Origin of the sequence: Vibrio sp. Vb1127, assembly GCF_033338735.1 — a bacterium.
Taxonomy (GTDB): Bacteria; Pseudomonadota; Gammaproteobacteria; order Enterobacterales; family Vibrionaceae; genus Vibrio; species Vibrio alginolyticus.
The window spans coordinates 342,511-367,503 of record NZ_JAWOTF010000003.1 but is presented as its reverse complement, the minus strand read 5'-3'; the positions used below and the strand labels follow the sequence as shown (position 1 = coordinate 367,503).

Genomic DNA, 24,993 nt, shown 5'->3' with positions numbered 1-24,993 from the left:
CAAACCTTCAGATTATACATGATTTTCACAGGGATATCAGGATAAATCACTAAAGAAAAAAACAGACGCAAACGTTTGCTATCTATGTTTAAGCACTGTTAGAATAGCGCCGTTTTCATATCCAACTTAATACCGAGGACTTCCCTGTGAGTGGTAACAACTCTTCTCTTAGCTATAAAGACGCTGGTGTAGATATTGATGCAGGCAACGCGCTTGTGGATCGTATTAAGGGTGCGGTAAAACGTACTCGTCGCCCTGAAGTTATGGGTGGTATCGGTGGTTTTGGCGCGCTATGCGAATTGCCAACTAAATACAAACAACCTGTACTGGTTTCTGGTACTGATGGCGTTGGCACCAAACTTCGCCTAGCACTGGATATGAATAAGCACGACACGATTGGCATCGACCTAGTGGCAATGTGTGTAAATGATCTTATCGTGCAAGGGGCAGAGCCACTGTTTTTCCTAGATTACTATGCAACAGGCAAACTAGACGTTGATACCGCAGCGGATGTTGTTTCAGGTATCGCAGAAGGGTGTGTTCAAGCAGGTTGTGCCCTAATTGGTGGCGAAACTGCGGAGATGCCGGGCATGTATGAAGGCGAAGACTACGACGTAGCTGGTTTCTGTGTTGGCGTAGTAGAAAAAGAAGACGTGATTGACGGCACGAAAGTCGCTGCTGGTGATGCACTTATCGCTGTTGGCTCAAGCGGCCCACACTCAAACGGTTACTCCCTTATCCGTAAGATCCTAGAAGTATCTGGTGCAGATAAGAGCGAAGAGCTAGCAGGCCGCACTATTGGTGAGCACCTACTAGAACCAACAAAAATTTACATCAAGTCAGCACTTAAGATGATTGAGAAACACGACATCCATGCGATTTCTCATATCACTGGTGGTGGTTTCTGGGAAAACATCCCACGCGTACTGCCTGAAGGCACGAAAGCAGTTATCGATGGTAACAGTTGGGAATGGCCAGTTATCTTCAAGTGGCTACAAGAGAAAGGCAACGTCGACACACACGAAATGTACCGCACATTCAACTGTGGTGTAGGTCTAATCGTCGCACTACCGAAAGACCAGGCAGACGCAGCAGTTGCTCTTCTTAAAGAAGAAGGCGAAAACGCGTGGGTGATTGGTCAAGTCGCACAAGCAGACGCGAACGAAGAGCAAGTTGAAATCCAATAATTTGCAAATCGAGCTCAAAAGATAAGAAGAATGAGGACACTAGATGACTAGGTCCTCATTTTGCTATCTAGAACACTAAAAACCATTCTATTAGTAGGTAGTTTAGAAGCTACATAACTCCAACCTACAATACCAAGGCGCTCTCGACATCATGAAAAACCATACCCTAAAAAACTTTGTGGTCCTCATCTCGGGTAACGGAAGTAACCTGCAAGCTATCTTGGAAGCTTGCGAAGACAGCATGCCAAACGCACGAGTGGCAGCCGTGTTCTCTAACAAAGCAGATGCTTTTGGTTTAGAACGTGCAAAAAAGTTTGATGTAGACGGTCACTTTGTCGACCCTAAAGCATTCAGCTCGCGTGAAAGCTTTGATGCAGAGCTAATGAGTCAAATAGATGAATACCAACCAGACGTGATTATTCTTGCTGGTTACATGCGCATTCTGAGCAGCGCATTTGTTTCTCATTACATGGGTAAGATGATCAATATCCACCCTTCTCTTCTACCAAAATATCCTGGGCTACACACACACCAGAGAGCAATTGATGCTGGCGATAAAGAACATGGTACGAGTGTGCACTTTGTAACGGAAGAGCTTGATGGTGGCCCTGTCATACTGCAAGCAAAAGTTCCTGTGTTCGAAGACGATGATGCTAGTGTACTTGCGGCACGTGTTCAGGCGCAGGAGCACCGAATCTACCCTATGGTGGCTAAGTGGCTGGTAGACGAGCGGTTGATCATGAAGGATGGTAAAGCCTATTTAGATGGCGCAGAGCTTGGCGTACATGGGTACGCCTCAGATGAGTAGCCCTGAATAATAAACTCCAGGCACAAAAGAGCAGCCTGAGGGCTGCTCTTGGTTGTTTTAATACTTATAAACTTGATTCAAGAAAACCATGGTGAGACTAGAAACCTAAAACCCAACATTCTAAAAAATCCCATAACCACTTGAGTAACATAACACTCGGAAAGTAGATTCTGAATCTGGTTCGTTCTTCACCGTTCAGACTGACGAGGTGTTTTATGAGAAATTTCTATCAGTTACGTCTTTACAGCAAGCCTTAGCGAGACTAGGACTCTACTACCAGCACTCTAGAAAGTAAGAATGCTCATCCGTATCCGCCCTCGGTTTAAAACGCATAAAAATAAAGCTCGCTTAATCGCGAGCTTTATTTTTATATTCAGAGTAAGAGACCATCACTCTAACGGTTCGGTTGGCGCTTGATTGCCCGGCTTAGCCGCCGCAAACGGCACATTTACCAGTTCAGAGGCATTATTTTTGACTAGTTCACCTAGGTGAAACAAGCCGTATTCGCCAGGTTTCATACGCTGCCAAGCTTCGTTGCCCGTCAAAGGTTGAGTTGCGATCACAGAAACGATATCGTGTGGCGTTGTTTCTTCTTGGAAGTTAATTTCCACATCTTCATCAAGCAACGCGGCTTTTCCAAACGGTGCGCGTCTTGTGATCCAATACAAATGATTGGTGCAATACGTCATTACATACTCACCATCACTCAGAAGCATGTTAAATACACCCTTCTCTCTTAGCTCATCACAACATTTAGCAACATATAAGAATACCGACTCCATATCCTTTGGTGGCTCAGGATATCGATCTTCCATTTGCTTCAATAACCAGCAAAATGCCAGTTCACTATCTGTTTCACCGACAGGTCGATGTCGACCTGTATGCAAGTCTTGATAGCCAGAAAGCTGACCGTTATGCGCAAACGTCCAATACCTACCCCACAGCTCACGTGTAAAGGGATGAGTATTTTCTAAATTAACACCACCACGATTCGCCTGTCGGATATGACTAACGACCGCACGACTTTTGATGGGATAATTTTGTACCAACTCTGCAATTTTAGACTCACAACTTGGCTTGGGATCTTTGAAGGTTCGAAAGCCCTTCCCTTCGTAGAAGGTGATCCCCCATCCGTCACGGTGTGGGCCGGTTCGACCTCCACGCTGCATGAGCCCAGTAAAACTGAAACAAATATCCGTTGGAACATTAGCGCTCATACCGAGCAATTCACACATGGTTTAAAAAACTCCCTAACAACACAGCTCGAAACGGTGGCCGTAAACGATTATTCCATCTCTTTTTCGATCAACTGAATGATGATATGAATAATCTTAATATGAATTTCCTGAATGCGGTCTGCATAACCAAAGTGTGGCACGCGGATTTCAATATCTGCAAGGCCTGCCATTTTGCCGCCATCTTTACCTGTTAGCGCAATCGTCTTCATGCCTTTCGCTTGTGCTGCTTCAATCGCTTTCAGGATGTTACCTGAGTTACCTGACGTCGACAGACCAAACAGTACGTCACCTTTTCGACCAACCGCTTCTACATAGCGTGAAAACACGAAGTCATAACCAAAGTCATTACTCACACAAGAAAGGTGGCTTGGATCTGAAATAGCAATACCAGCATAGCCAGGACGATTTTCTCGGTAACGGCCTGTTAGCTCTTCGGCAAAGTGCATTGAATCACAGTGAGAACCACCGTTACCACACGACAATACTTTACCATCTTGCTTGAATGAGTCAGCAATCATTTTCGCCGCTGCTTCGATTTGCGCAATGTTATGGTCATCGCTTAAAAATTTGTTGAGCACTTCAGCAGCTTCGTTTAATTCACTTCTAATCAGATCATGGTACATAAGACGTTCTCTTTATTATTTCGGCTTCAGTCAGCTCTTGACTCACTGAGCAAATTGTTCTGATACCAATTTGGTATCGGACATTTCATAAACCTGAACTCGGGTTTGATTACTCTGAGTTTACCCACAAACGAGAATTAGTGTCGATAGTGAACCAACAGATTTAGATTAGTGATGGTAATAAACTTGTCAACTTGCTCATGAAACCATCACTCAAATCTCAACTTTAGAATTTTAACTCTACTTAGATCACTTTTTATCCAATCTTATGTTTTACATTTCCTTAATATTTTGATTACACTTAAACCAACTGGTTAGACCTCTTACCTAACATACAGACGTACAAAACTTATAAAGTCTGAAAAGGAAAATACATATGGACATCTTGCTCTCAATCATCACGATGGCGATCGTGCTAGGCATTACGCTCTACCACCGCATGTCTCTCGTGAAATCTATTAGCTTACTCACCGCAGCCATGCTGGCTCTTACAGTAGCTGGTACTGTCGGCGTTATTGGTTGGGCGATTTACGTTCTCGCCGCAGCTGTGCTAGCGGTTCCTGGCGTACGTCAGTCTTTAATTAGCCGCAAAGCGTTAGTGCTTTTCAAGAAAGTGCTGCCAGCTATGTCTCAAACCGAAAAAGAAGCGTTAGACGCAGGTACCGTCTGGTGGGAAGCCGAACTATTTAAAGGCAAACCAGAGTGGCAAAAGCTACACGCGATTCAAGCACCTAAGTTAAGTGCGGAAGAACAAGCCTTTTTAGACGGCCCTGTGAATGAAGTGTGCGCCATGGTGAGTGATTTCCAAGTGACCCATGAACTCGCGGACTTACCGCCAGAAGTTTGGCAATACCTGAAAGATCATAAGTTCTTCGCCATGATCATTAAGAAAAAGTACGGTGGTCTGGAATTCTCAGCATACGCGCAATCTTTGGTACTACAAAAATTAACGGGTGTTTCTGGCGTTCTATCGTCTACCGTTGGTGTTCCTAACTCTTTGGGCCCAGGTGAGCTACTGCAACACTACGGTACTGAAGATCAGAAAAATCATTACTTACCGCGTCTAGCTGAAGGTAAGGAAATCCCTTGTTTCGCCCTAACAAGTCCAGAAGCGGGTTCTGACGCTGGATCTATTCCAGATTACGGTGTGGTCTGTAAAGGCGAATGGGAAGGAAAAGAAGTACTGGGTATGCGCCTGACTTGGAACAAGCGCTACATCACCCTAGCGCCAGTCGCAACGGTACTAGGCTTAGCATTTAAACTTCGCGATCCTGAAGGTTTGCTAGGCGACAAAGAAGATCTTGGCATCACTTGTGCGCTTATCCCAACTGATGTCAAAGGTGTTGAGATTGGTAACCGACACTTCCCACTCAATGTGCCATTCCAAAATGGTCCAACGCGCGGTAAAGACATCTTTGTTCCTATCGATTTCATTATCGGTGGCGAAAAAATGGCGGGCCAAGGTTGGCGTATGCTGGTTGAGTGTCTGTCGGTTGGACGTGGTATCACGCTACCTTCAAACTCAACAGGTGGCATCAAAACTGCGGCAATGGCAACCGGTGCTTACTCACGTATTCGCCGTCAGTTCAAACAGCCGATCGGCCATATGGAAGGAGTTGAAGAACCATTAGCACGCTTGGGTGGTAATGCTTACGTGATGGATGCAGCAAGCAACTTAACCGTTGCGGGTATCGACTTAGGTGAAAAGCCATCAGTAATCTCAGCTATCGTGAAGTATCACTGTACGCACCGCGGCCAGCAAAGCATCATCGATGCAATGGACATCGTAGGCGGTAAAGGTATCTGTATGGGACCTTCTAACTTCCTAGCTCGTGGTTACCAAGGTGCGCCAATCGCAGTAACGGTTGAGGGTGCTAACATTCTAACACGCTCAATGATCATCTTTGGCCAAGGCGCAATCCGTTGCCATCCGTACGTTCTTGAAGAAATGAACGCGGCGTATTCTGAAGCAAGTAATGCTGTCGAGAAATTTGATAAAGCGCTTGCTGGTCACGTGAGCTTTACAATGAGTAACCTAGTGCGCAGTATCTGGTTTGGTTTGAGCGACGGTCTGGGCTCTTCATCACCAACCAAAGATGCAACCAAGCGTTACTATCAACAATTGAACCGTTACAGTGCAAACCTTGCTCTGCTATCGGATATCTCAATGGCAGTGCTAGGTGGCTCTTTGAAGCGTAAAGAGCGTCTATCAGCACGTCTTGGTGACATTCTAAGCCAGCTATATTTGAGCTCTGCGACGTTGAAACGTTTTGAGCAAGATGGCCGTCCAGTCGAAGATTTACCATTAGTACACTGGGGTCTACAAGACAGTTTGAAACAAGCGGAAGTGGCAGTAGATGAATTCTTAGCAAACTTCCCGAACAAAGTAATTGGCCGTGCGCTACGCGTATTAATCATGCCATTTGGTCGCGTACGCAAAGCACCAAGCGATAAACTAGACAGTAAAGTGGCGCGCATTCTACAAACGCCAAGTGCAACGCGCTCACGCATTGGTCGCGGTCAATACCTTGAACCAACCGAGCACAACGCAGCAGGTAAGATTGAGCTTGCGCTGTCAGTCATTCTTCAAGCTGAACCTGTGTTTGACAAAGTATGTAAAGCGCAAGGTAAGCGTCGCCCATTCTTACGTTTGGATATGATTGCTCAGGAAGGGCTAGAGCAAGGCTTTATCACGCAAGAAGAAGCCGATCTACTCAGAGAAGCGGAGCAGCATCGTCTAGATACAATCAACGTTGACGATTTTGAGCCGGAACTGCTTGCCGCAAAGCCGCTATACCCTCAGATGGATAGTGTCGCGTAACTCTAGAATCTGAGACCACAAACGGGAGTATCAGCTCCCGTTTTTTATTGCTTCCAGAATCGGATTCATAACACCTCACACTACAAAGCCCCCCTGCGCAATAAAATCCTCGCACTCCAATCTTTCTCCCGATTTCCAGTGATAACTAACTCACAGACGTTCCAACTAAGCGGTGTATACTTTAAGTAACTCACTCACATATATGGTAAATCCGTTGGCTAAAATATTACTCGCACAGTGGTTCCCAGGGCTTGTTCAGCTTAAGCATTATCAAAAAGAATGGTTTGTTAACGACTTTAGAGCCGCCTTTTCTGTTGTCGCGGTTGCACTGCCAGTTGCCATAGCTTACGCACAGTTAACTGGTGTATCCGCAATTGTCGGTCTGTATTCGTGTGTACTGCCAATGTTGGTTTACGCCATGATGGGCACATCTCGACAACTCATTGTCGGACCCGATGCAGCAACCTGTGCAGTGATTGCTGCTGTTGTGACACCACTTGCCGCAGGTGACCCCACAAAACATTGGCAGTTGGTTATGACCATGACAGCGATGACGGGGATTTGGTGTGTACTGGCAAGTCGTTTCAAGCTAGGGGTATTTGCAGATTTCCTTTCTCGTCCGATTCTTTTGGGTCTACTCAACGGTGTTGCTCTCACAATTATCGTTGGTCAGTTTGCGAAAGTAGTCGGTTTGAAATACGAGCAACGTTATTTACTGGAACGTTTATGGGAAGCTCCACAACGATTAACCGATCTTCATTGGCCTACTGTAACTCTGAGTATCGTGACAGTTGTCGTTTATTTGCTCACCAAACGCTACCGACCAACTTGGCCTGCTGCCATGCTGGCGATCCTCGTAACTACTGCGTCAGTTTGGTTTTTCCATTTACAAGAGATGGGCGTATCGGTTGTCGGACTCACTCAAGGTGGCTTCCCTCAGTTTCAAACACCGGAGTTTGAGCTAGGTGAAGTTCGTGAACTAGTGGTCCCGGCTCTCAACCTTGCGATTGTCAGTTTTGTTAGCATGATGCTCACCGCCCGCAGTTTCGCTGCTAAAAACGGTTATGATATTGATGCTAATAAAGAGTTTCAGGCGTTGGGTTTTGCCAACATTGCCTCAGCGTTTTCGCAAGGTTTCGCGATAAGCGGCGCTGACTCACGCACAGCCGTCAATGATGCAAATGGCGGTAAATCTCAATTAGTTTCGATTGTCGCCGCAATCACCATTGCCATTATTGCGGTATTTATTTACGAGCCTTTGCAGTTCATCCCTATCTCTTCACTTGGTGTTGTATTGATCATTGCGTCCCTATCGCTGCTCGATCTTAAAGCAATTTGGAAATTAAAATCTCGTGACAAAGATGCATTTTATCTGGCCATCATTACTTTTATTTCTGTGTTGATCGTGGGTGTAATACCGGGGATCACTTTGGCGGTATTGCTAGGGCTGTTTCAATTTTTACGGATTGTCATGCGACCGAGTGATCAGCTACTTGGCTTGGATGAAAAAGGTACCATTCGGACCATCGACGACTCAGGAAAAGCTTCGCCTATTCCTGGAATGGTGATTTACCGCTTTAACTCACCGCTAACTTACTTCAATGCTCCTTACTTTAAACGTAGAGTGTTAGAGCAGGCAGAGCATCACAAAGACGCAAGTTGCGTTGTCATCGACGCCGTATCGAGCTTTACTCACTTGGATCTCAGTGTGATGGCAACACTGGCAGATATTCACAATACTTTGAAAAAGAGAGGTGTACGCTTAATCCTCGCAGGAAGGAAACGACGTCTTCGTCAATGGTGTGAGCTTACTGGTATCAGCACCAGTGAAGGAGGCATCTTACTGCGAGCTGATATGTACCTTGCCATTAAACTTAGTGGCTGTTACATCAGTGCTGTGGGTGAGGGACAAATTCCTACTGTTCAAAAAGAGCCTGATTTAGAGCAGCCACCCAAACCAATTCCAGAAGTGGCTTAAATACAAATTTAATATAGAAAACAGGAAATTAAACTCCTGTTTTCTAGTGCTTATCTTCACAGCTGAATACGTGTTACGCCTTTGGCTTAAACTTTTTTGTCATCCCTTGGCTTTTAGGAGCCACCAGCCTATAACCAAGCTTTTCGTAAAAGACCGGTTCATCAGCAATCATAGAAACGTAAGAGCCTTCAAGTGCAACAGATGAAAGATAACCGTCGATGTATTCCATGACTTTTCTACCTAAACCGTTGCCTTGATAATCAGAATCAACGGCAACGTCGACAATTTCGAAGTTACACGCCCCGTCACCAACAACCCGACCCATTGCAATGAGCTTTCCTTCATCCCGAACAGATACGCCATATAACGAATTGGGTAGACCAATTTCAGCAGCTTTCAACGATTTGGGTGATAGCCCGGCTTTGATACGCATATCACAGTATTCTTTCGGGCTTGGCACATGCTCTTCATATCTTATTGTCATTATGTACTACTCCTTTGTATCACCTTGGAGCTTACATAACTAAACTGTATGAATAAACAGTTAAACGTTGGAAAGATGTTCCCATTAAGCACACAAAGTATCAGGTCTAGAAAAGAAGCTACCGACAACTCTGACGCCATAATAGATATAAGTTGCTCTGAAGCTAGACATTCCTTTTTCTAAACATGTTTCTCTCAACAACGTATCCGCATGCTTTCGAGCACTTTGTGGCAACACCTCTTCCCTCATGAGTTGGTAAAGAGCATCATGCACTAAAGAAGCTTTCATAATGTTTTTTGTGTCTAACGCTGGCCCACTCGCTCCATCCCATGCATAGCCCTTTTTAATCGTTAACACGCCTTGTTTGGACAAACTAAGAAAAGGGCTGTCATACGCGTTACTCACTGAAATGTGAGTCTCAATCTTTTCTTCAGAATGGAGAGTGTATTTATACTTCTGACGCTTTTTGTATTTCATCAGAGACCTCGCGTTTACTTATTCTTATTTATCACGCACAGCTGAATATTTATCCAGAAACCCTACAAGATCGGCTCTTGTTATTATGGCGTACTACCTATTACAAAGCCCAAATCAATATAAATAGAACTCCATGCAATCAATAAAGCCAGAATCCCTGACTTTATTGATCAAAATTCAACCAGCAATCCTTATTCTGAAGGAAGTCTACTCAATTTTTTATGGATATCTTCTACAAAATTGGCTTGTTCACTTGGAGAAACCTCTAGAACATAATGAAAAAACGGACTTGTATGCTCAGTAATTTTATACTCTTCACTTAACAGCTTAATTACTTGTTCATGATTAAATCGTGCGGAGACTAAGCCACTCTCGGTTTCTTGAGTTATAACTATATAGTGAGCGGTCGGAAAAACCGTAAACCTTCCTTCGACAGGAAACCAGGGAGCAAAAGAAATAATCTCGTCATCAATTATGTATGCTTGAGGTTTACTGACATAAGTGTAAGGGTACTTTTCATCTAAATAGGGTCTTGCTGTATCAAACAAGCCATCATAATAAGTTGGTATTTCTACTTTTTGGATTTTACTTAAGGGATCAAAAGTGAAGGTATCAAGTGATTTTAAATTATTACTTCCCGCATCTGGATTATTAATACCATTACCAATAGAAGAGCAACCTACAATTATCACTGCACAAAAAAAAGCTAAAATTTTATTCATTATTTCTTTATCTTTAATTGATTATTTTGAAAGTTAGTCACATTAAAAATGCAACCAATTTAGAAAGTAAAAATGATATATTATTTATATAAAATCCCAAACATATATTTGAGTACAGTAAACTTAAATATTCATAATTTATCCATTTTTCTTCTTCCAATTTGGTAACTTGAAAAAAACGGAGCCGATTGGCTCCGTTTCTCGCTTTATGTGTGTGTTACTACTATTTCTTTGGTACTTCTAATTGCATCTCTGGCATGGCATCGCGCTTCGCTTTAATTTTGCGCCAGACTATCCATCCAATGATCACAATCAGCAGCATTATCACGTTACCCACCGCGATAATAATCATGCTGCGCTTACGCTCAGCCTCCCGCTCAGCGATAATTTGCTTTTCCATTTCAATACGGCGCTGCTCGGCTAATTCAGCTTCTTTTGCAATTCGAGCAGCTTCTAGATCAACTTCATCAACAACACTGAAGGTTTGCTCTGGAATAGGAAACACCAACGGACGCTGGGTTGCAAAATCAGTGGCAAAGATCTCGCCGCGCCATGCGTACTTACCAAGCTCAGCATCGTTATTGAGGTTCAACGTAACTCTCATTCCATCTTTAGAGACCTGTCCTTGGCGGTAACTAATGAAACCATCGGGAGCGTCCTTTTTCACTGTGACTGCAATAGAGCCTGGTGCAATCATACCTTGCTCGCCACTCACCACTAATTGGTGTGGCTTATCGGGATTACGAGCCTGAATAAAAGTACGAGAGATTGGGTTCGGATAAACCAAGATGACTTGTTCTTGCGCTCGTAAGAATACGCCATTGCCAGACGTGATGCGCGCGCGGTACTTACCAGGCTCAACGTCTATTGGGAGCTGAACCGTAAACACACCATCCCCTGCTTTTTCATCCAAGCCTCGGCCGTCATCAGAAAACTCACCCACAACCATCGGCACTGGACGTGCTTCTTTGATCAGCTCATCTTCATTTTCGACAAACTTGGTAAATGTCACGCGCAGATTCACGCGATCAAGGAAGTCGCGCAGTACAAGAGGTTTGCCGTCGGAGGTCAGGCGAGCTGTAAACTTAAGCGCTTCCCCATTATATAATCGGTTTGGGAACAGATCCGTACTGAGCTTTAGGTGAGAAATTAAGCGGATGTTATTTTTAGGCGTAACTTTCCCCACAGCCTGCCATGGACCTGGCATAGGGTTATCAACGGAAATAATATCGAGTGAGGCTTCTTGATACCAACGTACATTGTCGTAAGAGCCCCAAGCATAGTATTTTTTACCGTCAGGACGGACTAAAACAACTGGCTGAGAACTTTGCTCACGATAAACCAAAAACGTGATCTGCTCGATGGTTGGATCAACTCGAAAGCGATTGTCTAACAAAGACATTGTAGATTCACTCGCAGCACTCGAGAGACTACTCCATATCGCTAAAAACGCGACCAACAAAGCCCTCAACATAGCTTCTCCTATTGATGCCAAATACAGTCGTTCACCAACTCTAATCTTTTTTGGTGAGCTTCTAGTTCATCGGCACTTGCGCGCAAAACCTTTAGCGCTTTTCTTCCTTCAATACGACGAATGGTTTCTACTCCACCCTCTTGTTTATTCGCGTTAAATTCTAGACTCGTTTGACCACCCGTCATAAAGAGGTAAACGTCGGCTAGAATCTCCGCATCGAGCAAAGCTCCGTGGAGTGTACGGTGCGAGTTATCAATACCGTAACGTTCACATAAGATATCAAGGTTGTTTCGCTTGCCAGGGAAGATTTTCTTCGCCATTGCAAGGGTGTCGGTCACCTTGCAGTAGTCGTCCGTTTTGCCGATGTTAGAATCGAGCATGCCAAACTCGTAATCCATAAATCCGGTATCGAAGGGCGCGTTGTGGGCAACAAGTTCTGCGCCTTTAATAAACTCAAGAAACTCTTGGTGCACGCTCGCGTATTCCGGTTTATCAACCAAGAATTCATCCGTAATACCGTGAACTTCAACCGCTTCTGGTTGGATTTCACGATCGGGTTTTAAATAAACGTGGAAGTGACGACCAGTCAGCTTACGGTTGATGATCTCCACGGCACCGATTTCAATAATGCGGTGTCCCATGTAGTGAGGACCACCCTCGCGGTTCATACCTGTGGTTTCGGTATCGAGAACGACAATGCGGTTATATTCAGAATTGCTGCTGGTATTCATAAGGTTATGTATGTCAGACTATGCTTTATTAAATGTTTCGGCTAATAGTACCAAAAAATATGACCAAACACGTTGAGATTTTCACTGACGGTTCTTGTTTAGGTAACCCAGGACCAGGTGGTTACGGCATAGTATTGCGTTACAAAGACGTAGAAAAGACACTTTCCAAAGGCTATACGTTAACTACCAACAACCGCATGGAAATGTTGGCGGCTGTCGTCGCGCTACAGACGTTAAAACAACCTTGTAAAGTCACTTTAACGACTGACAGCCAATATGTGCGCCAAGGTATTACTCAGTGGATCCATAACTGGAAGAAGCGTGGTTGGAAAACAGCGGATAAAAAACCCGTGAAGAATGCCGATTTATGGCAAGCTCTAGACAAAGAAACCGCACGCCATCAAGTTGAATGGCATTGGGTAAAAGGCCACGCAGGCCATCGTGAGAACGAAATGTGTGATGAGCTAGCCCGTACTGCTGCAGAAAACCCAACTGAGGAAGATACAGGTTACCAACCCTCTTAGCGAGATTCTTTCCTCATAGTGTTACCCTCTCGATTCATCACCCCAAGTGGTGTGAGCTTTTTCTTCAAGCGCCAATGCGGTTTGATAGGCTTGAGAGGGTATGTCCGTTTCCGCGCGACTATGTAATACAAACTCCCAGCGGGTGATGCCCAATCACCAAGACTATTTTCCAACCATGTCCACATCGTACGGTAACGTTTCATCGGAAACAGCGCATAACGATCACAATGAATCACTTGATAATTAAGTAACCCTAACCAATCTTTGATGCGGCTCGACGTAAACATTCGTCCACTCCAAGGCAAATTATGTTTACGCCATGGAAGCAAACTCGCTAATCCAGTCAAGCTTAATGGGTTGAATCCAGTAATAATTACATAGCCATCATCCATCATCACTCTATCGACTTCACGCAACAAACGGTGTGGATCGCTTGCATAGTCGAGCTGATGAGCGAGTATCACAACATCAAAGCTTTTTTCCAAAAAGGGTAATTCGTAACCATCTGCAATCACATTATGCAACGGGTTCTGGATATCTACGTTGACTTGGTGTTGAATGTTACAATTACAGCTGGTTAGCTCACAGCTCAACCCGCCCAGTTTGAGCATATGGTAGCCGAAGAGTTTCGGGCACCATTCATCAAGTCGGGTCTGGATTGACTCAAGCACCCACGGACCGTTGTTCATTGCTGACCAAGTCGACGGGTGTGGTATAGTTTTGTTGCTGAGTGCTGGTTTCATTAACCACCTGACTAAAATGGGTGACGGAGAACGAATCGTGTTAGAGATCAAAAGCATACCCGCATTTAATGATAATTACATCTGGCTGATACAAAATAGCGATAAGCGCTGCGCAGTCGTTGATCCGGGCGATGCGAAGCCAGTATTAGAATTTCTGCAGGCTAACGAATTAACTTTAGAAGCGATTTTAATTACGCACCACCACAACGATCACATTGGTGGCGTTCCAGACTTAGTGCGTGCATTTCCTAACGTCGCCGTTGTGGGCCCAAAATCAGAGCCAATTCCAACCCTAACGACACCAATGGAAGAAGGCGACAAGCTAGAGTTGTTTGGTGAGATTTTCTTAGTACTTGGGTTACCCGGTCATACTTTGGGCCATATCGGTTACGTTGGGGACGGAAAACTGTTTTGCGGTGATGTGCTCTTTTCTGCTGGCTGCGGTCGTATTTTTGAAGGTACGCCTGAGCAAATGTTTGAATCACTGAGCAAACTAACGTCTCTACCAGAAGAAACTCAAGTCTTCTGCGCACATGAATACACGGCGAGTAACGTGGCGTTTGCTCTAGCGGTTGAACCTGACAATGAGCAACTTCGCCAATATCGCGACGATGTAAACCGACTGCGAGCACTCAACATTCCGACACTTCCAACAACAATACGCAAAGAAAAGTGGATTAATCCGTTCTTGCGAACCTCTAACCCTGACGTGGTTCAATCTGTTGCTAGTCGCATTAAAAATAGCGATCCATGCTCGGTTTTTACTGCTTTACGCGAGTGGAAGAACGAATTTTAACCATTTTCTGCTTGTAAGTTTGCAAGACCCCAGTATTATCAGGGACTGATTTTTCGAGAAGCGCCACTGGCGCTTCTCTTACGTTTGGGGTTGATATAAATCTATTTGAATTTCTCCCCATTGCATAATTAGAAGCTCTTTGCCTCTATAAATTAGTTAGTGTTTAAAAGATGTCTATTATCTTGCGACTGCCACGCACATTACGTTGCGCGACAGGCAGGTGAAGATAAACAGGCCCTAAATAGGCTGAATCCATGCGTTTGAAGTATACTTGGGCGTTGGCGTTGTTATTATCTGGCTGTCAATTGACTCAGTCAGATTCAACGTCTTCTACACCAGAAACCAATAAATCTGAGCAGACTGCAAAGCAAAATGCAGTAAAAGCTCAACCGGGCAATAAATCGTCACTAGCAAAAAAATCCGCTAACGACGCGCCTAAAGTTCTCTCCCCCCAAGAACAAGAAGATGTGTGGCAACGTATCGCCATGCAGCTGGACATGGATATCCCAAACCACAAGAAAGTGGACTACTACCGTACGTGGTATTTAAAGCACCCAAATCACCTTTACACGGTATCTAAGCGTGCTACCCCTTTTCTATACATGATCACAAAACGTATCGAAGAGCGCGGACTCCCAATGGAGCTTGCATTACTTCCTGTAGTGGAAAGTTCATTCGATGCCTTTGCCTACTCACATGGTAGCGCGGCTGGGTTGTGGCAATTTGTCCCTGGCACCGGAAAAATGATGGGACTAGAGCAAAACTACTGGTATGACGGTCGCAGAGATGTGGCAGCAGCAACGGATGCAGCGCTGGACTACCTAGTACAACTAAACGAGCGTTTTGATGGTAACTGGGAACATGCAATCGCCGCTTATAACAGCGGTGGTGGCCGTGTTTCTAGCGCAATTCGTAAGAATAAAAAGCTCGGTAAACCTATCGATTTCTTCTCATTAGACTTACCAAAAGAGACCAGTAGTTACGTTCCTAAGCTATTGGCCTTGGCTGACGTTATCGCAAACCAAGACAAGTACGGACTTAATATTCCTGCAATTCCAAACAAGCCTGTTCTAACGCTTGTTGATCCAGAAGAGCAGTTAGATCTGGCTATTGCCGCAGATTATGCCGGCATTAGCGTAAAAGAGTTGCAGAGTTACAACCCAGCATACAACCAGTGGTCGACAGCGCCTGAGGGGCCGCACCAACTTTTGATTCCCGTAGAGAAAAAAGAGACTTTTCTCACCAAGGTGGAGAAAAATCGCGGTAAAGGGATGAAGGTCGCTCGCTACAAGGTGAAATCTGGCGACTCTTTAAGCGTGCTAGCTAATAAATACGGCACAACCACGAAAGTCATTCGACGTGCCAACGGCCTATCGAATAACAATATTCGTATTGGTCAATACCTGTTGATTCCGACATCAACAAAAGACGATGCAAAATACGCATTAACGGCACAAAACCGATTAAACAAGACTCAATCTAGTGCTCGTGGTCAACTCAAGCTCACCCATGTCGTTCAGTCTGGAGAAAGTTTGTGGTCAATCGCACGTAACAATAAAGTGTCGTATAAATCGTTAGCTAAATGGAATGGTATGAGCCCTAAAGATCCATTGCGTGTGGGTCAAAAGCTAGTGATATGGAAGGACTCAGACAAAGGTTCTGTGATCCGTACCGTTTTCTACAACGTTCGCTCTGGCGACACCATTAGCGGCATTGCAAGCAAGTTCAAAGTAAAAACGAACGACATCGTGAAATGGAACTCGCTACACAAGAAAAAATACTTACAACCAGGTCAAAAGCTTAAGTTGTACGTTGACGTAACGAAGGTAAGTGTATGAACCCATCAAGCAATCCACTTGTGATGCTGTTGGACATTTTTCGTTCTCCAACATCTTGTTTTCTCGCGCTTTATCAACGCGGTGGATGGGGATGGCAACCGTTCATCTTCCTGATGCTTAGTCCGTTTTTATTCTGGGGTGCTTACTTTTCGAATGTCGATTTCACGTGGCTCAGTGACCAACTTGCTGCGCAATTTCAGCAAATCGACCCGAAGCAGATTGAGCTATTAGAACCAAACACGCTAATGGCAAGCGCGATCATCAATGATGTATTCAACCGCTTTGCCACCTTACTATTGCTCGCGCTTTGGTTCTTTCTTGCAACAAAGGCAAGCAAACAACAATACGGTTACTGGAAATGGTTTGCCGCATCGTGTGTTATCTTATTCCCAGCAGTATTGGGCGATGTAGCAAGTTACGCGAGCTTGCTACTCAAGCATGGTCAGGTAATGACTTACGCTGCCGATTTAAATAGCCTCAATGGTCTATTAAAGCTGCCTCTTACTAACGAATGGTCTCATTTCGCTAGCTCGTTACCTTTGCTTCTGCCTTGGTACATTGTGCTCGGCTACGGCGTTGTACTGACGTGGACGGAGTTTGAACGTGGCCAAGCTTTGGTGATTGCAAGCCTGCCATGGGTATTCTTCTACGTTATTTGGGCACTTTATATTGTGGTAACCTAAGCTAGTCATTTAACGTAAATGACAATAACAATGGGTTATGATCGGAAGCGTCGCTCTGCGGCGCTTTTGCGTACTTAAGCGTCAGACCTCGGTAAAACACATGGTCCAGTGGTAACCCTGTTATAAATTGGACTCGATGATCCGGCAAGAACGTCACCTCTTGTAAGTCCGCAGCCTTTAAGGCCTGCCTCATCGCATTAACGCGAGATTTACTCCAGCTATTGAAGTCTCCAGCAAATAGAATTGGCCCCACATGATGCTTTAAAAGCATTTCAAGCGCCGTTAACTGAGATATATACTCTTTTGTACCTACGGTGAAGTTAATCGCATGTACATTCACCACTGCGAGTTTCTCGCCATTACTCAAGTGATACTGGCTATATAATGCAGACTTAGGTAAGCGAAGCCACGGCTCTTTAGAGGTGTAAGCGCAGGCTTTTTCTGGTTGCCCTTGAGCAATACTAATTACACCGGCACCGCTACCCAGCGCCTTAAAAGCACTCACTTGATTACTAACCCAGCGACCATCCACCAACCACTGTTTAAATGATGGTGTCATGCTGGCTTCTTGCAATAACAGCAGCTGCTTATCAGCAGAGAATTCATTGAGTGCACTTTGCCAATTCGTTCGGTTCTGTTTGTAGATATTCCAGACAAGTACATTGATTTCACCGCCCTGATCCAGAGCTTTTGAGCCGCTAAATTCGATACACCTAATATCCTGCGTCAACTCTGAGCCTCTTTGAGTAATGATTTGCGGCTGATCTGGTACGGTGAAAATAACCTGGAAGCCGACCAATACCGCCATAATAAGAAAAGCTAACGCCAGAAAAAAACGCTTGAACATACGACAAACCTGAATGTAGGCACCCGAAATCTAGAACAACCAATCTCGGGTTAAATGATTTCACTAATAAGCAAACAACAAAAAAGGAGCCACTTGGCTCCCTTTTAGCATAATAAATACGAAACAGGTGACAAGAAACCTTAGATCGCGTCTTCGTCTTCTTCACCAGTACGAATACGAACCACACGCTCAATATCAGTGACGAATATTTTACCATCACCAATCTTACCAGTTTGCGCGGTTTCAATGATTGTCTCTACGCATTTATCAGCCACATCTTCCGTTACAACGATTTCGAGCTTCACTTTAGGTAGAAAGTCCACCATATACTCTGCACCACGGTAAAGCTCTGTGTGACCTTTTTGGCGACCAAAACCTTTCACTTCAGAGACGGTCATCCCTGTAATGCCAACTTCAGCTAGCGCTTCTCGAACATCATCCAGTTTAAATGGCTTGATAATCGCTTCAATTTTTTTCATGTTCATCCCTTAAGCTTCAATCGATTGCGCTTATTATCGTTTAGCGTTTCGCAACATTCAATGTTTGTCTCTGATCCACCAGCGAAAATCCAGATTGAGCAAATTAACATAGCGAATATCGTGAGTTGATAAAACCCCAGTGAGGACTGCTCAATGCCCAATCGTCCAAGCTTTTTCAGACTCGCGTTTACTTCAAACTTGCGTAGTAAGCCGCTAGGTTAGCGATATCTTCATCAGACAACAATGAAGCTTGAGCTTGCATCACAGCAGCAAGCCCACCTGTTCGCTCTTTATTTTTATAAGCTTTAATTGAACTGATAATATATTGCTCATTTTGCCCTTTCAGATTTGGGTAACCCGGAATGACAGCAATACCATCAGCGCCATGACACGCCGCGCATACTCCCGACTTTGCTTGACCTGCTGTAGCATCTCCCGCAGCTAGAGCTTGCCCACTAAACATGGTTAACGCCACCATTGCACCCATGATTGTTTTCTTCATTGCTTCACCTAATCAATTATTATTTAAGGATTTTTATATTTTATAATCGACATTGTGGCATGAATTTTCATTACCTGCGCCAAATAAGTTCACAATCTTGACCATTAAACGCCTGATCAACGAACAGATCTGCCACAGCAACGACTCGGTCTTGGCACATTAAAATCGGAATTTGACGACGCAGCCAGCTTGGCACATTGTATTCTTGGAATAACTTCTTCAGTTTTCGACTGTGATTACGCGTGGTTGGATGCGCTGATAAGCCTTCCGGATTGAAGGTCACGCGAAGCAACTCTGGCTGACTCGGTAGCGCAATCGTTGCGTTGCTAGAACTCGTCGTTAAGATCAGCTCCCCTAGCCGCTCAGGCAGCGACAAAGTCGCATCAACTTGAATCGTACTTTGCCACTCAGTGACATCAGCCATTTCCGTTACCCAATAGAGACGATTTCGAAAACGGCGCACTTCACCTTGTTTAAGTTGTAGTTTGGGGTTGGCATCTTGCTGAGCTAATGCGACTTCATTCCAGATAAGATTGAGTTGTACCTGAGTCGGCATACTAGTATTAAGCTTAGCCAGCCACATACGAATCAAGCGCGCACGCGCTAATCCACTGTGCTTAGCCAGTTCTTCAATACTCAAACTAAGATCCGTTTGTAAAGCGCGTTCAAACACCGCGCTCAATAGTTCATCCAATAGCGCTTCTTGTTGAGCACATAAACTTGCACTGCGCTGAACCGCTTGATGGATACTCGGCCAGCGACCAGACAATTCAGGAATAACACAATGACGAAGAAAGTTACGATCATAACGGGTATCTTGATTGCTTTCGTCTTCCACCCACTCCAAGCCTAATTTAGTAGCGGCTTCTTCGATGGTCTTCCGCTTGATAGTAAGCAATGGTCGAACTAGAGATCCGCAAGAAAACGGCATACTCTCCGCCATCGAAGATAACCCTTTAGGCCCGCTGCCGCGCTTAAGCGCAAGGAGAAAAGTCTCTATTTGATCGTCGGCATGTTGACCAGTCAACAGTATATCGCCTTCTTGAATGTACTTAGTTAAGGCTTGGTAGCGAGCTTCACGAGCAAGAAGTTCAATACTTTCACCATTGCTGATGTCTAAGCTCACTCGCTCGATCGAGCACGATATCCCCACTTGTTGTGCCCAAAGTAAGCATTTATCGGCCCAATTATCGGCATTCGAGCTTAAACCATGGTGCACATACACAGCGTGACACTCTACAGAGTGCGCTTGTTGGTAGCGACTGAGTAATTCGAGTAAAAGACGTGAATCCACTCCTCCGCTAAACGCCAAGACAACCTTAGTGCCTAATTGATAGTAGCGGCCGAGAACTTGAGCAAAATGCGGGTAAAGCGATTCCATAAGCGATCCGATAGGTACAAAAAAAGGGCTGGACTCTCATCCAACCCTTTCTATTTTAACTGTTATCACTTGAGATATCAGCTAACGCTTAATAGCAATCACCGAAATTAACAGTAACCGTAGCTCATTAGACGCTGGTAACGACGCTCACGTAGCGTCTCTTCATCCAATTGTTCTAGATCTTCTAGCTGACGAAGTAGTGTCGCTTTCATATTCGCTGCCATTTGAACATGATCGCGATGAGCGCCGCCTAGTGGCTCTTCAATGATTTCGTCGATCAGTTCAAGCTCTTTAAGACGCGGAGCAGTTAGACCCATTGCCTCTGCCGCTTGTGGCGCTTTGTCTGAATCACGCCATAAGATTGAAGCACAACCCTCAGGAGAAATTACTGAGTACGTAGAGTACTGAAGCATGTTCACGTAGTCGCCTACACCGATTGCTAGTGCACCACCAGAACCGCCTTCACCAACAACGTTACAGATTACTGGCACTTTAAGACCAGACATCACTTTTAGGTTTTTCGCGATAGCTTCAGATTGACCACGCTCTTCTGCGCCCACACCTGGATACGCGCCAGCCGTGTCGATAAATGTGATAATCGGCATGTTGAAACGCTCTGCCATTTCCATCAAACGTAGCGCTTTACGGTAACCTTCTGGTTTCGGCATACCAAAGTTACGTTTCACCTTTTCTTTGGTCTCACGACCTTTTTGGTGACCAATGATCATCACAGGGCGGCCTTCAAGGCGAGCCATGCCACCCACAATCGCTTTGTCGTCTGCAAACGCGCGGTCACCCGCTAATTCATCAAACTCCTCAAAAGCGTGTTGGATGTAATCCAGCGTGTAAGGACGTAGTGGGTGACGAGCCAGTTGAGCTGTTTCCCATGCACCTAGGTCACTGAAGGTTTTTTTCTTCAGCTCTAAGCTTTTCTTCTCAAGCTGTTCGATTTCTTTATCCAGGTCAATCGCAGAATCACCACCGTGACGAGAGACATCACGTAATGCTTCAATTTTCGCTTCTAGTTCTGCAATTGGCTTTTCAAATTCAAGAAAGTTTAGGCTCATCTATGAATCCTTGTTTACTCAGCGTCTAACATATTGCGCTGAATTTTTAGTTAAATTCGAGTTCTACCTGGCTTTTGCCAAGCAACTGTTTTAAATCGTCGAGTAATGTATCACTTGGCGTAACTCGCCACTCGGTGCCCAATGTTAACCGCGCTCTGGCGTCGGCACGCTGGTAGTATACATTGACGGGTACGGTTCCGGCTTTGTGCGGTTCTAAAATACGGCTGAACTGCTCAAAAAACTGATCGTTGATCTGATTTGCATCTATCGATACCGACAAACCACGAGCGTATTTCTCGCGCGCACTGCCGAGATCCATAACTTCACGCGCCGACATTTTAAGGCCACCGTTGAAGTCATCAAAGCTGACCTGTCCAGAAACGACCAAAATTCTGTCTTTTTCGAGAAGTTCAGCGTATCGATCCAGCGCATCGGAGAACAACATCACTTCCATACGACCACTTCGGTCATCCAGTGTCATAATACCAATTCGTGTACCACGCTTGGTCGTCATTACACGAGCGGCAATAACCAGGCCGGCTACCGTGACAGATTGATCGCGGCGAGTGGGCGTTGCGTCTTTTAGTCGACAACTGGTGTATTTGTTTAGTTCCTTTACGTAGGCGTTAATTGGGTGCCCTGTCAAATATAGACCTAGGGTATCACGCTCGCCCTCTAACCACACTTTTTCTGGCCAAGGCGGAACCTGCGTATACTTATGCTCTACTTCTTCAGGTGCATCCGTTAGCACACCAAACATATCCGTTTGACCAAACGCCTCAGCTTGGTGATGTTGACTTGCTGCTTTTACCGCATCATTGAGTGACGCCATCATCGCCGCACGGTGTGGGCCTAGTCGATCCAACGCGCCCGCGTAAATCAGCTTCTCTATCACTCGTTTATTGACGCGTTTTAGATCAACTCGAGCACAGAAATCAAATAGGTCTTTAAAGTGACCACCTTTATTTCTCGCCTCAAGAATCGCATCGATAGGACCCTCACCAACCCCTTTTATCGCACCAATACCGTAAACAATTGCGCCATTTTCATCAACATTAAAGCGATATAGGCCAGAGTTGATGTCTGGTGGCAGCACGGTAAGCTTCATACGGAAACACTCATCGACCAAGCCAACGACTTTTTCCGTGTTATCCATATCGGCTGTCATTACCGCAGCCATAAATTCGGCAGGGTAATGTGTTTTCAGCCAAAGAGTCTGATAAGAAACCAATGCATAAGCAGCAGAGTGCGATTTGTTAAAACCATAACCGGCGAACTTCTCTACCAAGTCGAAGATTTTCATCGCCAACTCGCCATCGATACCGTTCTTTATCGCACCTTCTTCAAAGATAGCACGTTGTTTTGCCATCTCTTCTGGCTTTTTCTTACCCATTGCACGACGAAGCATGTCCGCACCACCTAGCGTGTAACCTGCTAAGATCTGCGCAATCTGCATTACCTGCTCTTGGTACAGGATGATGCCGTAGGTTGGATCTAGCGTCTCTTTTAGCGACTCGTGTTGCCACTTTTCATCTGGATAAGAGATCGCTTCTCGACCATGTTTACGGTCGATAAAGTTATCTACCATGCCCGATTGCAAAGGACCCGGACGGAAGAGTGCTACCAATGCGATGATGTCTTCGAAACAGTCTGGCTGAAGTCGTTTGATCAGCTCTTTCATGCCTCGAGATTCAAGCTGGAATACTGCTGTCGTTTCAGAGTTTTGCAACAAACGGAAAGAGGCGGGGTCTTCTAACGGTATGGATTCAATTTGAACCGGTTCTTTACCTTCTCGCTCTAGGCGTGGGTTAATCAGCCCTAACGCCCAGTCAATAATGGTTAAGGTACGTAAACCTAAGAAGTCAAACTTAACTAGGCCAGCGGTCTCAACATCGTTTTTATCAAATTGAGTAACCGGAAAGTGACCTTCAGCGTCTGCATAAATTGGCGCAAAATCGGTAATTGTTGTAGGTGAAATTACAACACCACCAGCGTGTTTACCGGCGTTTCGCGTACAGCCTTCCAAAATATGACACATGTCGATGAGTTCTTTAACTTCCTCATCGGCCTCATACAATTCAGGTAGTGCAGGTTCAGCTTTAAACGCTTTATCTAGCGTCATGCCTGGATCGGGCGGGATCAGCTTTGAAATACGATCAACAAAACCAAATGGGTGGCCCAATACGCGGCCAACGTCACGGATTACCGCTTTTGCCGCCATGGTACCAAACGTGATGATCTGAGATACCGCGTCGCGACCGTACATTTCCGCAACGTGGTCAATAACCTGGTCACGTTTATCCATACAGAAATCGACGTCGAAATCGGGCATCGAAACACGTTCTGGGTTCAAGAAACGTTCGAACAGCAAGTCGTATTCTAGTGGATCCAGATCGGTGATTTTTAGTGCGTAAGCCACCAAAGAACCAGCACCGGAACCACGTCCAGGACCGACAGGAATTCCATTATCTTTTGACCACTGGATGAACTCCATTACGATCAAGAAGTAACCAGGAAATCCCATTTGGTTGATAACATCTAGCTCTATCTGAAGACGTTCATCATATTCAGGGCGGCGACGTTTTCTCTCTTCCTCATCTGGAAATAGGAACTCTAAACGCTCTTCCAACCCCTCTCGGGATTTCATGACTAGGAACTCAGTCTCTTTCATCCCTTCGGTTGGGAAGGCTGGTAGGAAGTACTCCCCTAAGCGCACAGTCACGTTACAACGCTTCGCTATCTCGACACTGTTTTCTAACGCTTCAGGAATATCAGCAAACAGCTCGCACATTTCTTCTTCTGTACGAAGATATTGCTGCGGACTGTAGTTTTTTGGCCTGCGCGGATCTTCTAATGTGTAACCATCGTGAATCGCTACGCGTATTTCATGAGCATCAAATAGGTCTGGACTCAGGAATACAACTTCATTGGTCGCCACTACTGGCAAGTCTTGCTGCTCTGCCAATTCAACCGCAAAGTGAAGATAAGTTTCTTCATCTGGACGACCGGTACGAAGTAGCTCAAGATAAAAGCGATCTGGAAAATGCTGTTTATAGAAATCAACACACCCTTGCACTATTTGACGGTTGCCTTTCAAAAGGCCGCGACCAATTTCCCCGCTTTTACCGCCGGATAATACAATCAGGCCTTCAGACATTTCAGCCAACCAGGCTTTGTCAATCACTGGGTGGTGTTGGACATGTCCACGTAAGTACGCTTTTGATATCAATAACGTCAGGTTCTTATAACCTACATTATCCGCCGCAAGCAAAGTCACTTGTGTCAGCTCTTCACCAAACTCGTCCGACTGCATTTTAAAGTCAGCACCAATGATCGGTTTAACACCACTGCCATGCGCCGTACCGTAAAACTTCACCAAACCACATAGGTTGGTAAAGTCGGTCAACGCCATTGCGGGCATACCGAGCTCAGCAACTTTCTTTACGATTGGCGGAACTTTGTTGAGGCCATCCACCATCGAGAAGTCACTATGAACACGCAGGTGGATGAATTTGGGATCTGACATTAACAGGTACCGTGTAACTCTATTTTGTTGGGGATTCTAACCTAAAGAGGTTGGGTTTATAACA

The 24,993-nt window shown here is 45.1% G+C and carries 22 protein-coding genes; 8 read left to right on the top strand and 14 right to left on the bottom strand.

What is annotated here, in order from left to right; all coding sequences use genetic code 11:
- Window positions 1–146 precede the first annotated feature (146 nt).
- Together purM and purN are read left to right on the top strand one after the other, a co-directional pair.
- Window positions 147–1,187 carry a phosphoribosylformylglycinamidine cyclo-ligase gene (gene purM / locus R7H07_RS07780; protein ID WP_130545964.1) on the top strand — a complete coding sequence of 347 codons (1,041 nt, stop codon included), beginning with the start codon at window positions 147–149 and terminating at the stop codon, window positions 1,185–1,187.
- Window positions 1,188–1,338: 151 nt separating this feature from the next.
- On the top strand, window positions 1,339–1,995 hold the full coding sequence (gene purN, locus R7H07_RS07775; RefSeq protein WP_025768256.1) for a phosphoribosylglycinamide formyltransferase: 657 nt from the start codon (window positions 1,339–1,341) through the stop codon (window positions 1,993–1,995).
- 389 nt (window positions 1,996–2,384) lie between these two features.
- Here purN and R7H07_RS07770 read toward each other — a convergent pair whose 3' ends face one another.
- A complete protein-coding gene (locus R7H07_RS07770) occupies window positions 2,385–3,230 on the bottom strand; it encodes a class II glutamine amidotransferase (protein WP_005380394.1) in 846 nt (281 codons plus the stop codon).
- Window positions 3,231–3,280: 50 nt separating this feature from the next.
- Window positions 3,281–3,856 carry a D-sedoheptulose 7-phosphate isomerase gene (lpcA, locus tag R7H07_RS07765; protein ID WP_005380392.1) on the bottom strand — a complete coding sequence of 192 codons (576 nt, stop codon included), beginning with the start codon at window positions 3,854–3,856 and terminating at the stop codon, window positions 3,281–3,283.
- A gap of 376 nt (window positions 3,857–4,232) precedes the next feature.
- On the opposite strand from lpcA, the gene fadE reads away from it, so the two are divergent.
- On the top strand, window positions 4,233–6,677 hold the full coding sequence (fadE, locus tag R7H07_RS07760; protein WP_005385392.1) for an acyl-CoA dehydrogenase FadE: 2,445 nt from the start codon (window positions 4,233–4,235) through the stop codon (window positions 6,675–6,677).
- A 202-nt stretch (window positions 6,678–6,879) separates the two neighbouring features.
- Window positions 6,880–8,655, top strand: coding sequence for a SulP family inorganic anion transporter (locus R7H07_RS07755; RefSeq protein WP_005391826.1), 1,776 nt, complete (start codon window positions 6,880–6,882; stop codon window positions 8,653–8,655).
- Window positions 8,656–8,728: 73 nt separating this feature from the next.
- Here the strand turns inward: R7H07_RS07755 and R7H07_RS07750 are convergent, their stop codons facing one another.
- The 5 genes from R7H07_RS07750 to dnaQ form a co-directional block, all read right to left on the bottom strand.
- Window positions 8,729–9,139: a GNAT family N-acetyltransferase gene (locus R7H07_RS07750; protein WP_005391824.1), complete on the bottom strand. Its 411-nt coding sequence runs from the start codon at window positions 9,137–9,139 to the stop codon at window positions 8,729–8,731.
- 84 nt (window positions 9,140–9,223) lie between these two features.
- Window positions 9,224–9,616 (bottom strand): DUF1353 domain-containing protein, encoded by a 393-nt coding sequence (locus R7H07_RS07745; RefSeq protein WP_031780223.1) that lies wholly within the window; start codon window positions 9,614–9,616, stop codon window positions 9,224–9,226.
- Window positions 9,617–9,807: 191 nt separating this feature from the next.
- Window positions 9,808–10,338, bottom strand: a complete 531-nt coding sequence (locus R7H07_RS07740) for a hypothetical protein (protein ID WP_206959565.1) — start codon at window positions 10,336–10,338, stop codon at window positions 9,808–9,810.
- Between the two features lie 223 nt (window positions 10,339–10,561).
- Complete coding sequence (locus tag R7H07_RS07735; RefSeq protein WP_005391822.1) at window positions 10,562–11,812, bottom strand: TIGR03503 family protein; 1,251 nt, start codon at window positions 11,810–11,812, stop codon at window positions 10,562–10,564.
- Window positions 11,813–11,820: 8 nt separating this feature from the next.
- A complete protein-coding gene (gene dnaQ, locus R7H07_RS07730) occupies window positions 11,821–12,543 on the bottom strand; it encodes a DNA polymerase III subunit epsilon (protein WP_005391821.1) in 723 nt (240 codons plus the stop codon).
- A gap of 59 nt (window positions 12,544–12,602) precedes the next feature.
- On the opposite strand from dnaQ, the gene rnhA reads away from it, so the two are divergent.
- A complete protein-coding gene (rnhA, locus tag R7H07_RS07725) occupies window positions 12,603–13,067 on the top strand; it encodes a ribonuclease HI (protein ID WP_005380384.1) in 465 nt (154 codons plus the stop codon).
- On the opposite strand, the gene R7H07_RS07720 is transcribed toward rnhA, so the two are convergent.
- On the bottom strand, window positions 13,064–13,810 hold the full coding sequence (locus tag R7H07_RS07720) for a class I SAM-dependent methyltransferase (RefSeq protein ID WP_005391820.1): 747 nt from the start codon (window positions 13,808–13,810) through the stop codon (window positions 13,064–13,066). The genes rnhA and R7H07_RS07720 overlap by 4 nt on opposite strands.
- 37 nt (window positions 13,811–13,847) lie before the next feature.
- On the opposite strand from R7H07_RS07720, the gene gloB reads away from it, so the two are divergent.
- The 3 genes from gloB (at window position 13,848) to R7H07_RS07705 (ending at window position 17,127) form a co-directional block, all read left to right on the top strand.
- Window positions 13,848–14,606, top strand: a complete 759-nt coding sequence (gloB, locus tag R7H07_RS07715; protein WP_005380380.1) for a hydroxyacylglutathione hydrolase — start codon at window positions 13,848–13,850, stop codon at window positions 14,604–14,606.
- A 254-nt stretch (window positions 14,607–14,860) separates the two neighbouring features.
- On the top strand, window positions 14,861–16,444 hold the full coding sequence (locus tag R7H07_RS07710; protein WP_206959571.1) for a LysM peptidoglycan-binding domain-containing protein: 1,584 nt from the start codon (window positions 14,861–14,863) through the stop codon (window positions 16,442–16,444).
- Window positions 16,441–17,127 carry a YIP1 family protein gene (locus R7H07_RS07705; RefSeq protein ID WP_206959573.1) on the top strand — a complete coding sequence of 229 codons (687 nt, stop codon included), beginning with the start codon at window positions 16,441–16,443 and terminating at the stop codon, window positions 17,125–17,127. The genes R7H07_RS07710 and R7H07_RS07705 overlap by 4 nt, the downstream gene beginning before the upstream one ends.
- Window position 17,128: 1 nt before the next feature.
- Here R7H07_RS07705 and R7H07_RS07700 read toward each other — a convergent pair whose 3' ends face one another.
- The 6 genes from R7H07_RS07700 to dnaE form a co-directional block, all read right to left on the bottom strand.
- Window positions 17,129–17,974 carry an endonuclease/exonuclease/phosphatase family protein gene (locus R7H07_RS07700; protein WP_005391818.1) on the bottom strand — a complete coding sequence of 282 codons (846 nt, stop codon included), beginning with the start codon at window positions 17,972–17,974 and terminating at the stop codon, window positions 17,129–17,131.
- A 140-nt stretch (window positions 17,975–18,114) separates the two neighbouring features.
- Window positions 18,115–18,453, bottom strand: coding sequence for a nitrogen regulatory protein P-II (glnB, locus tag R7H07_RS07695; protein WP_005380372.1), 339 nt, complete (start codon window positions 18,451–18,453; stop codon window positions 18,115–18,117).
- Between the two features lie 187 nt (window positions 18,454–18,640).
- Window positions 18,641–18,955, bottom strand: coding sequence for a c-type cytochrome (locus tag R7H07_RS07690; RefSeq protein WP_005391816.1), 315 nt, complete (start codon window positions 18,953–18,955; stop codon window positions 18,641–18,643).
- A 70-nt stretch (window positions 18,956–19,025) separates the two neighbouring features.
- Window positions 19,026–20,336 carry a tRNA lysidine(34) synthetase TilS gene (tilS, locus tag R7H07_RS07685; protein ID WP_005391814.1) on the bottom strand — a complete coding sequence of 437 codons (1,311 nt, stop codon included), beginning with the start codon at window positions 20,334–20,336 and terminating at the stop codon, window positions 19,026–19,028.
- 107 nt (window positions 20,337–20,443) lie between these two features.
- On the bottom strand, window positions 20,444–21,403 hold the full coding sequence (gene accA, locus R7H07_RS07680; RefSeq protein ID WP_005380365.1) for an acetyl-CoA carboxylase carboxyl transferase subunit alpha: 960 nt from the start codon (window positions 21,401–21,403) through the stop codon (window positions 20,444–20,446).
- A gap of 46 nt (window positions 21,404–21,449) precedes the next feature.
- Window positions 21,450–24,929 (bottom strand): DNA polymerase III subunit alpha, encoded by a 3,480-nt coding sequence (gene dnaE / locus R7H07_RS07675; RefSeq protein WP_005385364.1) that lies wholly within the window; start codon window positions 24,927–24,929, stop codon window positions 21,450–21,452.
- Window positions 24,930–24,993: the final 64 nt, after the last annotated feature.